This window comes from Halomonas sp. TG39a (assembly GCF_000744395.1).
In the GTDB taxonomy this organism is placed as follows: Bacteria; Pseudomonadota; Gammaproteobacteria; order Pseudomonadales; family Halomonadaceae; genus Vreelandella; species Vreelandella ventosae_B.
Genome location: NZ_JQLV01000001.1, coordinates 2,572,846 through 2,587,911, shown reverse-complemented (window position 1 = coordinate 2,587,911; position 15,066 = coordinate 2,572,846). Strand labels below are relative to the sequence as shown.

Here is a 15,066-nt window from a genome sequence, read left to right as displayed (position 1 = left end):
TTTTCTAAAGAAGTTGGTGGGGAGGCCGTTAATTATAATAACGGCAACGCAAGTGCCGCTAAGCAGGCCACAAGGCCAGTTAAATTTCGAGGAGCACTCACATGTCTGTAATCAACACCAACATTACGGCCCTGATTGGCCAGAACAACCTGTCTAACTCTCAGTCTATGCTGGCCAAAGCGCAAGAGCGTTTGTCTTCTGGCCTGCGCATTAACAGCGCCTCTGACGACGCTGCTGGCCAAGCCATCGCCAACAAAATGACTGCCCAAATCAAAGGTATGGATCAGGCTAGCCGTAATGCTAGCGACGGTATCTCTCTGGTACAGACCATGGAAGGCGGTCTTGATCAAATCAACGACAACCTGCAGCGTATTCGTGAGCTAGCGGTACAGGGCGCCAACGACACCAACGCTACAGAAGACCGTGATGCGATCGTTACCGAGATCAACGAGCGCCTAGCTGAAATTGATCGCGTAGCTGGCAGCAACAACTTTAACGGTACTAACCTGCTAAACGTAGCAAGTGGTGCCGGCGCTACCCTTAATATTCAGGTTGGCTCCAATACTGAAGCTGAGGACGTTATTAGCGTTTCTAGACTTGATGCCACAGTTGATGGCCTGGATCTAGATACCGCCAGCGGCGGTGTAATTGCTGATGCGGGTAACGGAATGGAGTTTACGCTCCAAAGTGGTGGTAGTGTTGCACATACTGACTTCAAGGCTTTAGTAGATGCAGTTGATACTGCCACTGAAGCGCTAGACACCAATCGTGCGACTCTTGGTGCTACGCTTAACCGTTTTGACTCAGTGATCGATAATCTGGCGACCACTTCTACCAACCTTTCTGAAGCCCGCTCGCGCATCGAAGATGCGGACTATGCGGTGGAAGTGTCTAACATGACACGCGCCAACATCCTTCAGCAGGCCGGTACCTCCATGCTGGCACAGGCTAATCAGACGCCACAGTCTGTATTGTCTCTGCTGGGCTAATACCTTAGTCGGTATGATGCAAGAGAAAGTATCGCGGGGCCAACAGGCCCCGTTTTTTTGCCTGTAGACTCAGTAATTACATTGTAGTTAAGTCATGAAAAAATAGAAATTGTTAGCCATCGATAATTAAGCCCCTTTTTCTTGCTTGCCCCACCTTTAAGTTAGTGCTGATCGAGAGAACACCTACCTAAATACTGGCGGATTCGCGCCTTTGCTCACTGCCCTAGCACAGTAAGCTAGGCACATTGCCATTTTTCCTGTGAGCCGCTTCATGGTTAAGCAAACTCAAGCATCCGCTACTCAAAAACGCAGGCCCCGCATACTTTGGGCCAATCCCTTTTGCTTGTTGGATACCTCCAGCGGCGCCAGCATGACCGTGCGTCAAATGTTGCTGCAACTGGTGTCTCGTGGTTATGACGTTCAAGTGCTGGGCGCGACCGTATTCGATAACCCAAAGGGAATGGGGCGGCTTAAAGAAAAATTCTCTGACCTGAGCGCTCATCTACACCAATTGATAGAAGCTGAAGATGGCGCGCTCACGCATAAGTTGGTGGTGAGTTATAGTCACAATCGAAATCATTTGACGACGCATGAAGAAGGGCTTTGGTATAGTCAGTACCTCTACATGCTGGATTCTTTTAAGCCGGATGTTGTGTGGTTCTACGGCGGCCAAACGCTTGACATGCTAATTGCCGATGAGGCACGAGATCGCGGTATACCTGTTGCTTTCTACCTAGCGAACGGCAACTATAAATCACCACGCTGGTGTCGTGATGTGGATCTGATTCTCACCGATAGCCAAGCTACGGCTGATATGTACCGCAAAAAGGTTGGTTATACCGCCAATCCGGTAGGCAAGTTTATCGCTCCAGAAAACTTCATTGCCGAACACCATGAACGTAAGCGACTATTGTTTGTTAACCCTAGTTGGCAAAAGGGCGCGAGCGTATTTGTGCAACTGGCCGAAAAGCTGGAGCGAGAAAGACCCGATATTGAGCTTGAAGTGGTAGAAGCCCGGGCTGACTGGCCCGCCGTGCTGCGTGAAACCACTCGTCGAATGGGGGAGCAGCGTATCGCGTTAAGTAATGTTGTAGTGACCCCCAACACCAGCGATATGCGCGGCCCTTACAGTCGAGCTCGTGTGGTTGTTGCGCCTAGCCTATGGTGGGAAAGCTCTGGGCGTATGCTGGCCGAGGCGATGCTCAACGGTATTCCAGCGCTAATCACCAACCGCGGTGGCATGCCCGAAATGATTGGCGATGCTGGCCTCTCTTATGATTTTCCGGATGAGTGCTATAAAGAGCCCTACCAACATCTGCTCAGCGATGACGAGCTTCAACCGTTAGTGGATGCAGTCATCAGTCTATTCGACGATGAAGATATGTATCAGGATTTGGTGGCGCGCGCTTGGCAAGTGGGGAAAGAGAAGCACCATCTCGACCGCGCCACGGAGCGGCTAATTACTGCTTTAACTCCGCTGGTAAACTTGCGCGCTGGAAATAAAGACTTTGCCATTATTCAGAAGAAACGCCATCGTCAGCGCTTAGCCTATCTGGCAACTAAACCTGAATTCAAGGTTGATAACTCACTTAAAGAGTTGGTTGGTGCTATCTCTGGAGCCAAGCAGGGCAACGAACCACAAGTTAACCGTTTGTGGCTTACCGATGATTTTACCTGGCAAATAAAAGGTAAAATCATGGTACTCGACAACCGCGCTAGCTTGATCAAAAGCGGCCTTGCTGACCAAATGGCGGCGACGGAAGCCTTTGGTATTGTCGCCTTTGACCCCGCCAGTGAAATAAAGGAGGCCAAGCAATACGAAGGTAGTGAGTATATACAGTTATTTCAGCACGCACTGCTAGGAGATGGAAAGCCGAAAACGCTGTACGCCTGTGTAGCCCCTGAAATGACCAGTATTCTTTCACCGCTACCGCTCGAAAAACTTCCCAAGCGGCACCATCTAGGCGCCAAGCCTTTGGCAGAGCTGCCCATTACTACCGTGGCGTTGGATAGTATCGACGGATTGGGCAATCTTGACTGGCTGATTCTCGATGAGCTAAGCGATACTATGCTTGTGCTCGAGCATGGCAAAAAAACGCTCGCCAATACACTGTTAATTCAGGCGCGTGTCGCGTTTCAACTGACTCATGAAAAACAGCCCAATTTGGCAGAGCTACAGCATTGGGCGAGTCGCAATGGCTTCCGCTTTTACCGCTTTCATAATATTAGCCACTACAGTCATTTGCCAGAAAAGCTAAGCGCCCAAACAGCCTGCGCCACAGAGCAAGAGAGCGGCGATGTGCTCTTTCTACCCAGTCACGAACGCATGGCTACCCTAAGCGAGAAAGAAAGGATGAAGCTCGCCTTTATTCTCAGTTCAGGCTTCGCAGCACATGATGTTGCTTTTGAGTTGATAGCCGATGTTAGCCAGGAAAAAGCGCTGGAATTTTTAGAGGCACAGGAGCTGCTTCCACCTGCGATTGAGAAAGATAATAATGAATTAAATTCAAAATTCGCTGCAAATGAAACCGCCTTCTTGGGGCAAGATGATAATCTTTTTGCATTGCTTGATTGAAGCTTTTAAGGGAACAAATTTCTATGTTTGCTTATGAAAAATTTGATGTTTATGACGAAATTGTTTCCAGCCTACCGGATGGCCACTCATTAACTTATTCTCCACTTATAAGGGAAAGTTTTCAGTTTTGCCTTCAAGAGATAAGCCGAAAAAATATGGCCATCACGAAAGGAAGGCTAACGCTGGTTGGCGTAGGGTCTAGTAGCTACCCAGAGAAAAGAAAAATAAAGATAGTTGGTTATTTTTTTGATGAGGATTTTTTGAAACATATAATTGAAGGGTTTGAGGAAAAGGGAGTTGAGGCAAAAAAACTAGAGCTTCTGTCGCCGCAGTTTAAAAGGGAGTTGAGTAATAAGCAAAAAGAGGAAGTAGATTTTTTTGATTCCAAGTTGAAAGAGAATTTTGGTGTTAGTATTCGAGCTAATATGGAAGAAAGGTTTTATCTTTTAAACGGAATGGTGGCTAAATACTATCAGTTGCTGAAGAATTCAGAAGTTGATGCTCTTGTTGTTAGAGTTTATTATGGTTTGTATTATTTTCCTATTATTCTTGCTTGTAAGATGTTGGGTATTACTGTTATCGACGTTCAGCATGGGATTAATGGTTTCAAACATCCATGTTACTCAAAGTTTAAGAGAAATGAAGTTTGCAGTCCGTTACTGCCAGATGTGTTCTGGACGTGGAGCGGCATGGCAACCAAGATGCTGTTGAATGATAGTGCTTTGGCTGACTCTTGCTTAATCGTTGAAGGTGGTAACCCGGTCTTTAAAGAGGCTGAGGAAGCTGATGCATCTGGCACAGCGCTAGTGTCAGAGAAGGGGAATCGAATTCTCTATACGCATCAGCCTCAGTCAAAAGGTATTCCTGTGCCGGTTGATGAGATAAAAAAAGTTTATCGCATTAAAGGCCAGAAGGTCGTTATCAGGCCGCATCCACTGCATTTGGATGAGGCTAAAAAAGTGCTGGCGCTGTTAAAGAAAGCGGGAGTGAAGTGCGGCCTTGAAGACTCCACCAAAATTTCAATCAATGAGTCACTCGCCAAGGCGAGCGTCCATATCACATATTCATCGACCTGCGCTCTGGATGCGTTGAATTTCGGTATTCCTTCGGTTTATTGCTCTGATTATATTGGTGACGTTGAGGCAGAATTCGCTACAGGTCTTCTTTTTAAAATAAAAGAAGTTGAAAAGGAAAATATTTTGAGAATGCCTGAAAAGGCTATAGATTACAGTTTGGGTTCTAAAGATAAAGTCGCTTATGCTGTCTCTAAACTGCTATCCCAATCCAAGCGAGTGGAGTCTTAAGTGTTTAATGATCAGACAGTACTCATCACTGGTGGCACTGGCTCCTTCGGTCATACGTTTATACCTATGCTTCTGGCACGCTATAATCCCAAGAAAATTATAATTTTCTCCCGTGATGAGATGAAACAATGGGAGATGGCAAAGAAATTTGAAGGTGACTCTCGGGTACGTTTTTTCATTGGCGATGTGCGTGACCGTGATCGCCTTTATCGTGCACTGGATGGCGTGGATTATGTTGTTCATGCAGCGGCTACAAAGATTGTTCCCACGGCTGAGTACAACCCATTCGAGTGCATAAAAACAAATGTTATTGGAGCGATGAACCTTGTAGATGCTTGTATTGATAAAGGCGTAAAAAAACTGGTGGCGCTTTCAACCGATAAAGCCAGTAGCCCGATTAATTTGTATGGCGCGACTAAATTAACGTCAGATAAGTTGTTCGTCGCGGGCAATCATTATGCCGGTCACAGCTCCACTCGGTTTTCTGTGGTTCGCTACGGTAACGTTATGGGCTCACGCGGCTCGGTGATCCCATTCTTTATGTCTATTCGAGATAGAGGCATACTGCCGATTACTGATGCACGCATGACCCGCTTTATGATTTCGCTAGAGGAAGGGGTTGAACTCGTTTGGCACGCCTTCGAGGATATGGAAGGTGGCGAGATCTATGTCAAGAAAATCCCTTCAATGAAGGTGACCGACTTGGCGCGGGTGATCGCTCCCGAAGCCAAGCAGAAGATTGTAGGTATCCGCCCTGGTGAAAAGCTACATGAGCAGATGATCAGTGCTGAAGATGCTTACTATACTTACGAATATCTCGAACATTTTAAGATTCTACCCCAGATCAACAACTGGGACAAAGATGCTAACCGAATTAAAGACGGCAAGCTTGTTCCAGATGGCTTTGTTTACTCAAGTAATAATAATAGTGAATGGATGACAGACGATGATCTTCAGGCCTGGATCAGTCAAAATCGTGAGAAAATCGGAGCTATTTAATGATCCCTTACGGTCGCCAAGAGATTACTCAAGCTGATATAGATGCAGTGGTCTCTGTGCTGAAGTCCGACTTCCTCACCCAGGGGCCGCAAGTGCCTAGCTTCGAGCAGGCAGTAGCCACGCATGTAGGAGCAAAGCATGCCCTGGCTGTTAATAGTGCCACCTCTGCACTACACCTAGCCTGCTTAGCGCTACGGCTTGGTAAAGGTGATTGGCTGTGGACTTCTCCAATCACCTTTGTTGCTTCAGCCAACTGCGGGTTGTACTGCGGTGCCCAGGTAGACTTTGTTGATATCGATCCTCGCACCTATAACCTCTGCCCTAAAGCGTTAGCAGCTAAGCTACAAAAAGCGGAAAAAGAAGGGCGCGTACCCAAGGTCGTTGTTGCTGTGCATCTATGTGGACAACCGTGCGACATGCAGGCGATTAGTGCGCTCAGCCAGCGCTATGGCTTTCACCTAATAGAAGATGCTTCCCATGCCATTGGTGGTAAATACCAAGGAGAGTTCATAGGCAGTGGTCGCTACAGTGACATCACGGTGTTTAGCTTTCACCCCGTGAAAATTATTACTACCGCTGAAGGTGGCATAGCGGTTACTAACAGTGACGAGTTAGCCAACAAAATGGCCTTGCTTCGCAGCCATGGCATTACCCGTGAACCTGCACAGATGACTCATGAAACCGATGGGCCTTGGTATTATCAGCAGATTGACCTTGGCTTTAACTATCGTATGACCGAACTGCAAGCGGCGCTGGGACTGAGCCAGTTAGAGCGCCTTGATCAATACGTTGCTCGTCGCCACGAGTTAGCTATACGCTATGATCAATCACTGGTGAATCTGCCTTTAATTACGCCTTGGCAGCATAAAGATAGCTATTCAGGGTTGCATTTGTATGTGGTTCGCCTTGAAATTGAAAAACTTGCCATTAGTCATCGGAAAGTATTTGAGTCATTACGACAGCAAAATATAGGTGTTAATTTACATTACATTCCAGTTCATATGCAGCCTTATTATCAGAATATGGGGTTTGCTAATGGTGACTTTCCTGAGGCAGAACGCTATTACACTGAAGCGATCAGCTTGCCACTCTATCCAACGGTATGTGAAAAGCAGCAGGATAATATAATCAGGGTGCTGAGCAGTATTCTTCTCAAAGCTTTACGGCGGAAATGAATGTTATGAAAAATTACTTGATTATTGGAACATATCCAGAAAAAGGTTCTAAAAACATAGGGGATAAGTTAATAACTGAATCCGTAATTAAAGGTATGTCAAGTGTAGATCCCGGCTGTAAGTGTGAGGTTGTTTTTAGAGCGGACTCATGGAGTAATGTACAAGCAAAAGTTAAGAAGGCAGATCATATAATATTTGCGTGTTTAGCAGTTAGGTATGATTTAGAGAAAGTTGTGTATCCATTTATACGAAATGTTGTTGATTCAAAAACTCCTTATTCAGTGATTTCATCTGGAACTAGTCTGTTAGTCTCCGAAAGTGAGGATATATATGCTGGGTTAGATAAGGCAACAATAAAGTTGTTGTTAAAGATGGACGAAGAGGCTTTTCTATTTAGCTCACGCGGTGTTTTGACTCAGTTTCTTTTTAGTTACCTTGGTATGAAAAATGCTATGTTAGATGGTGATGTGGCATTTTATTCTCCTGAGAGGCAAGGGCTATCTTTTAGGGTGGGCGATAAGAAGGTAAGGAAAATAATAATTTCGGATCCACATTATGCATCTTCTTATATTGAATCATTCATAGTTTTGTATAGCGGTGTTGTAAGTATATTTCCCATGGCTGATGTTGAGGTGTGTTTGCATGGTATTAATCCGGATGTGGAAAATTTTTGTATCGAGAATGGTCTTAAGTGCAATAAGATATATGAATTAAATAATGGGTTAAATGTCTATGATTCGTGCGATTTACATATTGGATATCGTGTTCATGCACATGTAAGTGCTTTATCAAGAAGAAAGTTTTCTTACCTCATTGAGCAAGATGGCCGCGGTGCTGACTATGGCGCTACAATTACTAGAAAGATAAGCCAGCCATGCTATGTAGGAAATGGAGGAAATGGAGGAAATGGAGGAAAGGGAGTAAATGTAAGTGCTATATACCAATTGCTAGCGATACTCTATAAAGATAAAGAAAGTGGCTTTATTCAGTTTTCAGGGCTTGAGAAGCAGATCGACAAATTTAGTATGGCTGCGCATGATGCTTTTTGTAAGATTGCTTCGGCTTAAATGCTAATGACTATTTGCATAATACCCGCGCGAGGTGGCAGTAAGAGAATTCCGCGCAAAAATGTCAAATTTTTTTGTGGGAAACCCATGATTGCTTGGTCAATTGAGGCTGCCCTTGAGAGTCAATGTTTTGAGCGTGTTATTGTCTCGACAGATGATGGTGAAATTGCTTCAGTTGCGCGTCAATGGGGCGCAGAAGTTCCTTTTATTCGTCCTGAAATATTGTCTGATGATTACACTGGCACTATCCCTGTCATTGCGCATGCGATTGAATGGCTCATTAAGAACGAACAATCTCCTGAAACCGTTTGCTGCTTATATGCCACTGCTCCGTTCGTGCAGCCAAGTGACCTTCAATATGCTCGGCAAGAATTAGCCAATGACTCCATAGCCGATTATGCCGTAACTGTGACTAGCTATGCGTTCCCTATTCAAAGGGCTCTACGCTTGACCCGATCAGGGGGTGTGGCAATGTTTCAGCCCGAGCATTTTACTACTCGTTCTCAGGATTTAGAGGAAGCGTGGCATGATGCTGGACAGTTCTATTGGGGGCGTGCGAAAGCATGGTCAGAAGGGCGTGCTCTTTTTAGCAAGTACACTATACCGATTCGGCTACCACGCCACCGCGTACAGGATATAGATACTCCAGAGGACTGGCAGCGTGCTGAATGGTTGTTCAAAGCATTTTTGACAGAATCATCATGAAACTTATCGCTTTTCGGGTTGATGCGTCGCTTGAAATTGGTACTGGCCATGTGATGCGCTGCCTAACGCTGGCTAACGCGCTACGCGAACATGGCGCTGAGTGTTACTTCCTTTGCCGTGAACATAAAGGCCATTTGATTGAACAAATTGAGATGCAAGGCTTTCAGGTATTTCGGCTTAATTACATTCGGCAGACGGAGATAAAAAAATTCGTTTTGACAGAAGACTTCGCATTGCCTTATCACGCCCACTGGCTGGGAGCTCCATGGCAAACCGATGCAGGTGCCTGCCGGTCCATTTATGAAGATCATGTACCTGACTGGCTAGTCGTTGATCACTACGCGTTGGATGCTCGTTGGGAAGAAGATGTTTGCCCAGCTAAAACTCGACTACTTGTTATCGATGATCTCGCTGATCGGGAACATCTTGCAGATGTATTGCTAGATCAAAATCTTGGACGAGAGGCCGGGGACTATACTGCCTTGGTACCCACGTACTGCCACTGTCTTATCGGCCCAGAGTTTGCTTTGCTGCGCCCAGAGTTTGCCCAATGGAGAGAAGTTAGTCTTGCTCGCCGTCGGAAACAACCCAGATTTAAGCGTTTGCTAGTTAGTCTTGGTGGTGTCGATAAAAACAATGTAACGGGGCAGGTATTGAAAGCTCTCAAGCAGTGTGATCTGCCTGACGGTTGTGAGATTAGCGTAATTATGGGCGCAACGGCGCCCTGGTTGAATGAGGTCAAAGTACAGGCAAACGCATTGCCTTGGCCGACTGAGGTGGTGGTTAACGTCAGTGATATGGCGCGACGTATGTCGGAGGCGGATCTAGCTATCGGTGCAGCGGGTAGCACTTCCTGGGAGCGCTGCTGTCTGGGGTTGCCTACCCTACTGTTGGTGTTAGCGGATAACCAGCGAGCGATTGCCGAGGCTTTTAATAGTGCTGGTGCGGCAGTTTTTCTTGATAGTGTAAATACAAGTGACTTGTCGAGGAAGATGAATAGCCTGTTAGAGAGGGGGATTTTGTGGCAAATGAGCGAGGCTGCTGCCAGTCTCACTACAGGTCAAGGTATTGATTTTCTTTGCCATGTCTTGTTACAAAAAAGTAGAATTGCATGACATACTCAACGAACTTAAGACCCCTGACAGAAGCGGATCTTGCCATGCTGTTGCAGTGGCGCAACGCACCTGAAGTGCGTTGCAATATGTATACGCAGCACGAAATAAGTGAGAGTGAGCACCGTCAGTGGTTTCTACGTTCACAACAAAACCCTAACCGCCACTTACTGATAGCTGAGCAAGATGGTCAACCGTTTGGCTTCGTTAATATCCAACTTATAGACCCAAGGGCGAAGAGAGGGGAGTGGGGGTTTTACCTTTCCCCAAAGGTACCAAAAGGCAGAGGCCATTCATTAGGTATTGCCGCCTTAGAATACGCTTTCATTGAACTGGAATTGCATAAGCTATGTGGCGAAGCGCTCGCAAATAATACGCGCTCAAGAAAATTTCATGAACGTTTAGGTTTTAAACAAGAGTCTTGTCTACGCGATCATCACTTTGATGGTCAGGCCTATCATGATGTCATTGGCTATGCACTTCTCTACAACGAATGGCAAGCATTTTAAGGAGTTAACTTTTATATGATGATAAAAATTGCTGGGCGTGTAATTGGCCCCTCTTGTTTGCCCTATATTATCGCTGAGCTGTCAGCCAACCATAATGGTAGTATTGAGAATGCCAAGAGAATAATTGAAGAGGCAAAGAAAGCGGGCGCCGATGCGGTTAAAATACAGACCTACCGACCTGACACAATCACGCTGGATTGTGCTAACGAAGAGTTCAAGATCAAAGGTGGCCTTTGGGACGGTCGTACACTATACGAACTCTACCAAGAGGCACACATGCCCTGGGAATGGCATGCTCCGCTGTTTGAGCATGCCCGCAAGCTAGGGATAACCATCTTCAGCTCTCCTTTCGACAATACAGCGGTTGATCTTCTAGAGGATCTCAACGCACCAGCCTACAAAATTGCTTCGTTCGAAGCAGTGGATTTACCCCTAATCAAATACGTGGCCAGCACCGGCAAGCCGATGATTATTTCCACTGGCATGGCCAATGTAGAGGAGATTTCTGAGGCCATCGAAGCGGCCCGAGAAGGCGGCTGTAAAGAATTGGCGGTTTTGCACTGCGTCAGTGGCTACCCAGCTCCCGCCTCTGACTACAATCTGCGTACCATACCCGATATGATCGCGCGGCATGGTTTAGTAACGGGGTTGTCTGACCATACTCTTGATAATACTACTGCGGTCACTAGTGTGGCACTTGGTGCTTCAATCATCGAAAAGCATTTCACTCTCAATCGAAATGGTGGTGGCCCGGATGATAGCTTTTCGCTCGAACCTCGTGAACTTGCAGACTTATGCCGTGATACCAAGACGGCCTGGCAAGCACTGGGTGATGTGGATTACGGCCGTAAATCTAGTGAACAAGGTAACGTTCAATTCCGCCGGTCTTTATATTTTGTTAAGGATCTAAAATCGGGTGATGTAATAACAGGGGATTCCGTAAGAAGCGTAAGACCAGGATATGGACTGCCGCCCAAGATGCTTAAAGACATTATCGGAAAGACAGTTGTAATAGATGTGAAAGCTAACACGCCAGTGAAGGAGGCCGTGTTGGGATCTGGGTAATACGTGCCTTCATGATTCTTTTGTGTTCACTGTATTTCATGCCAAGCAGGAGATAGGTGGATAAAAGTGGAGGTCACGGTATTACCTCATTTTCAAGAGAGCACATTCCGACGGTCACCTTGATACTACTGGTTTACGGAAAGTATTGCTCCGGAATTCCATGAAATTTAAGTATTTTCTCTATCAAGCCTTAAAGTTTCGACCACTCCTGCCGTTACTCAATTTAACGAACTGTATACAAGGATGTCCTGAATGGCGGTGATTAATACGAATCTGCTCTCTTTAAACGGTCAGAACCAGCTCAAGCGCTCACACTCTGCCATGGAGACTGCAATCGAGCGCCTTTCTTCGGGGTTGCGTATCAATGGGGCGAAGGATGATGCTGCCGGGCAGGCTATTGCTAACCGCATGGAGTCCAATCTTCAAGCTGGAAAGACGTTAACTCAAGGCATTAACGATGGCATCTCACTGATGCAAACTGCCGAAGGTGGTCTTGATAGTATTAACGATATTTTGCAACGAGCTCGTGAGCTCGCCATTCAATCCGCCAATGGCACCCTCTCTGATGCTGACCGTTCCTCAATCAATGCCGAGTATCAGCAGCTCGCAGAGGAGGTCGACCGACTCGCTTTCATTACAGAGGCGTTTGGTAAGACGCCGCTCGCACCCGCGGAACCACGGCCATTGCCGGTTAAACTAGGCGACGCAGCTCATATTACTGAGCTTCTTGGGCCTGGTTTTGAGAGTTTTACCTCCGGTACAGTTTCATTGGCTTACGTACCTGCGGGTGCGACTAACGTCACGCTGGAGATAAACTCTTTAGGTTTGGATGACGACATTCAGATATTCACTCAAGATGGGAAGCACCTGATAGGGACGCCCATTGATGGGGCTCATCCTGACCATGTATGGCAGTCACAAGACGTTACGGATATTAATGCTTCACTACTCACGGCTGAAAATGGGTTTGAGCCTGGGGCCAGCTACGATGCTAGCCTGCTTCAAGATGCAGCGGGGAGCTATGACCTAAACTCGCCGCCTGTTGAGCTTGATTATAACGACATGAAAATTACCTATAGCGGCGACGGTGATCGGCTTGATGAGGCATCGGCTGATGATGACGGTACCGAGTTTAACAACGGCAATCTATCGGAAAATATGCTGGAGCGAGTAACTTTCGACAAAGTAACGGAAAACCTGATTGTTTTCGTGGTAGGCCAAGGTTCATTTAATGCCAGGGCTACTTGGGACGACATGCCGATTGAATACGACGACCCAGAACCGGTGTCGACCCCCGTTAGCACCCCTACAAACATAGTGGTTAGTGCTGGTGTTGGTCAGAAAATGGATTCCATCACGATCGCTCCCACGCCTTCTGACACTCAATCGTTGGGACTTGAAGGGGTGGCACTGGATCCTATAGAAAAGGCTTTAGAAGCAATGCAGAAGCTTGAGCAGGCAATGGGGCAGGTTGATGGCTATCGAAGTCAGTACGGGGCGCTCAACAACCGCTTTGAATCTGCCATTGGCACCTTGAGCCAGGAGCAAGTGAACTTGGGAGCTGCTAAGTCGAGAATTGAGGATGCTGACTATGCTGTAGAGGCATCTAATATGATGCGTACACAGATTTTGCAGCAAGCTGGCACCTCGATGCTAGCTCAGGCCAACCAGAATCCACAAAGCGTGCTTTCTCTGCTGGATTAATTAACTAGCCGATCGGTGTGTTAATTGTGGGAGCCCCAACACCTACTGGACTTGCTTCTTCTAAAATCTCTACCACTAATGACTTAGCCCGCAAAAATTGATCTTCCCAGCGTTTGCTCGATAATGAGTCGTTATCTTGGCACTCGTCGGCTTGCGGGTGCCCAAATTTTACGTTCGTCATTGGGCAGGAAAACACCCCATGGATCCGCAAAAACTGGCGGTAACCTTAGCGATTGCTGCAGGCTGGTTGAGTTTCAACAGCCTGGTCGTTGGCATGTATTTCTTACTAAGCGGTAGAGGCGTACTCGAAGGCGGAATGTGGCGTGGCGGAGAGTGGCTAAGACTTGGGCAGCCAGCGCCAGCCGATGAGAGCAATGAAACCCCCGTTGAGTCCCCAGCTGTTGCTAAACAGATGAATACCTCCTCTACGTTACCCGAGAGTGAAGATAGCGTAGAGGAGGTGGCACCTGTGGCGGTAGAGGAGAGCACTCATGTACTGTTTGTGATGTTTGATCAACCGGATATCGCACTCAACAAAAAGCTGTTCTCGAGCCTGCAAAAGTGGGAGGCCCACTATGATGCGGCCTTTCAGGTTTACAGCGTGCCAGGCGTTACCCCGCAAAATCCATTGCGGATTGCTAATGCCTATCCACCAGGAGTGATGCCCTCTCCAGAGGCCTTCCTGCAAGAAGAGCACTTAATCGGTGGCGTAAGTGTGATCCTCAAAAAGCCCAAGCGTAGGCGCGGTTTTGATAAGGTGCAGTTGGAGAAGCTGGTTGCGTTTACCCAGGAGTTGGCAGCGTTAGGCGGAAGCGTGTTGGATGCAGAACGCCAAGTTGCTACCCCTAAAACGTTCCTGGCTATCAAACAAAAGTAGCCATGAAGCCCTTTGTGACAGCATATTCAATAAGAGAATAAAAATTAATTTTAATATTCTTTTGTATGCTTTTGTCGTAGGGGTAAAATAGCCGACATTAATGTTTCATGACTATTTGTTTGGCTATTCGCATCGTCGCACTATCGACCAACGAGGAAACAGACTCATGCCACTACCCCGTAAGCTCAATCTCACCCTGGCCGCGCTTTCGTTGAGTGTTGCCAGCGGGTTGTTTGCCGCCGCTGCTCATGCAGATTCGCTCCGTGTGGGCATGTCCGGTGGTTATTTTCCTTTTACTTTCGTTGAGCAGGACGAGCTGCAAGGCTTTGAAGTTGATGTAATGAACGCCGTGGGTGAGATCACCGGTGATGACATTGAGTTCGTTACGGCTAGCTTCTCGGGCTTGGCAGGTATGCTGGAGTCTGGGCGTATTGACACCATCGCTAACCAGATTACGATCACCCCGGAGCGTGAAGCGAAGTATGTGTTCACTTCGCCTTACGTGTATGACGGCGCGCAGGTGGTAGTGCGGGCTGGTAATGATGCCATTCAAGGTGTGGAAGATTTATCCGGCAAAAGTGTTGCGGTTAATCTGGGCTCGAACTACGAGCAGCTACTGCGTGAGCAGCCGAACGCCGATGAAATCGATATTCGCACCTATGAGTCCAACATTGAGCAAGATGTGGCACTAGGCCGTGTTGAGGCGTTTGTCATGGATCGCGTGAGTGCTACGCAGGTCATTAAAGAGAAAGGCTTACCATTAGAACTGGCTGGCCAGCCGTTCTCGACCATTGAGAATGCGCTGCCGTTTCGTGATGACGAGGCGGGTCGTGAGCAACGTGACCGCGTTGACGCAGCCCTTGCTGAGCTTCGCGAAAGTGGTGAACTGCGCGAGATATCCGAAAAGTGGTTTGATACTGATATCACCCAGCCGTAACCGCTGGATTTATCCGTTCTACGCGGCCGTGGCAATGCCACGGCCGTT

Annotated in this window: 13 protein-coding genes; all 13 read left to right on the top strand. The window is 47.2% G+C overall.

All coding sequences use genetic code 11. The features are described 5' to 3' along the window. The first annotated feature begins 101 nt into the window (after positions 1–101). The 13 genes from U738_RS11560 to U738_RS11500 all read left to right on the top strand — a co-directional run bounded on the left by U738_RS11560 (position 102) and on the right by U738_RS11500 (position 15,018). Positions 102–989, top strand: a complete 888-nt coding sequence (locus U738_RS11560; protein ID WP_035580516.1) for a flagellin N-terminal helical domain-containing protein — start codon at positions 102–104, stop codon at positions 987–989. A 271-nt stretch (positions 990–1,260) separates the two neighbouring features. Continuing rightward, positions 1,261–3,564 carry a glycosyltransferase gene (locus U738_RS22960; RefSeq protein WP_081899091.1) on the top strand — a complete coding sequence of 768 codons (2,304 nt, stop codon included), beginning with the start codon at positions 1,261–1,263 and terminating at the stop codon, positions 3,562–3,564. A gap of 23 nt (positions 3,565–3,587) precedes the next feature. Continuing rightward, the gene (locus U738_RS11550) at positions 3,588–4,868 is read left to right on the top strand and encodes a hypothetical protein (protein ID WP_035580515.1); all 1,281 of its coding nucleotides are present in this window, start codon (positions 3,588–3,590) and stop codon (positions 4,866–4,868) included. After that, entirely contained in the window at positions 4,869–5,867 is a 999-nt protein-coding gene (gene pseB, locus U738_RS11545; protein WP_035580513.1) for a UDP-N-acetylglucosamine 4,6-dehydratase (inverting), read from the top strand. Next, positions 5,867–7,042 carry a UDP-4-amino-4,6-dideoxy-N-acetyl-beta-L-altrosamine transaminase gene (pseC, locus tag U738_RS11540; protein ID WP_035580511.1) on the top strand — a complete coding sequence of 392 codons (1,176 nt, stop codon included), beginning with the start codon at positions 5,867–5,869 and terminating at the stop codon, positions 7,040–7,042. Before pseB ends, pseC begins: the two co-directional genes overlap by 1 nt. Before the next feature lie 5 nt (positions 7,043–7,047). Beyond that, positions 7,048–8,109 carry a polysaccharide pyruvyl transferase family protein gene (locus tag U738_RS11535; RefSeq protein ID WP_035580509.1) on the top strand — a complete coding sequence of 354 codons (1,062 nt, stop codon included), beginning with the start codon at positions 7,048–7,050 and terminating at the stop codon, positions 8,107–8,109. Next, positions 8,110–8,814: a pseudaminic acid cytidylyltransferase gene (gene pseF / locus U738_RS11530; RefSeq protein ID WP_327050254.1), complete on the top strand. Its 705-nt coding sequence runs from the start codon at positions 8,110–8,112 to the stop codon at positions 8,812–8,814. It begins immediately after the preceding gene. Then, the gene (pseG, locus tag U738_RS11525) at positions 8,811–9,929 is read left to right on the top strand and encodes a UDP-2,4-diacetamido-2,4,6-trideoxy-beta-L-altropyranose hydrolase (RefSeq protein ID WP_035580507.1); all 1,119 of its coding nucleotides are present in this window, start codon (positions 8,811–8,813) and stop codon (positions 9,927–9,929) included. The genes pseF and pseG overlap by 4 nt, the downstream gene beginning before the upstream one ends. Then, positions 9,926–10,435, top strand: a complete 510-nt coding sequence (gene pseH, locus U738_RS11520) for a UDP-4-amino-4,6-dideoxy-N-acetyl-beta-L-altrosamine N-acetyltransferase (RefSeq protein WP_081899090.1) — start codon at positions 9,926–9,928, stop codon at positions 10,433–10,435. The genes pseG and pseH overlap by 4 nt, the downstream gene beginning before the upstream one ends. 15 nt (positions 10,436–10,450) lie before the next feature. Next, positions 10,451–11,500 carry a pseudaminic acid synthase gene (gene pseI / locus U738_RS11515; protein ID WP_035580505.1) on the top strand — a complete coding sequence of 350 codons (1,050 nt, stop codon included), beginning with the start codon at positions 10,451–10,453 and terminating at the stop codon, positions 11,498–11,500. A 252-nt stretch (positions 11,501–11,752) separates the two neighbouring features. Then, positions 11,753–13,204, top strand: coding sequence for a flagellin N-terminal helical domain-containing protein (locus U738_RS23590; RefSeq protein WP_035580503.1), 1,452 nt, complete (start codon positions 11,753–11,755; stop codon positions 13,202–13,204). 199 nt (positions 13,205–13,403) lie between these two features. Then, positions 13,404–14,081: a hypothetical protein gene (locus U738_RS11505; protein WP_035580501.1), complete on the top strand. Its 678-nt coding sequence runs from the start codon at positions 13,404–13,406 to the stop codon at positions 14,079–14,081. A 166-nt stretch (positions 14,082–14,247) separates the two neighbouring features. Then, the gene (locus U738_RS11500; protein ID WP_035580499.1) at positions 14,248–15,018 is read left to right on the top strand and encodes an amino acid ABC transporter substrate-binding protein; all 771 of its coding nucleotides are present in this window, start codon (positions 14,248–14,250) and stop codon (positions 15,016–15,018) included. The last annotated feature ends 48 nt before the right edge of the window (positions 15,019–15,066 follow it).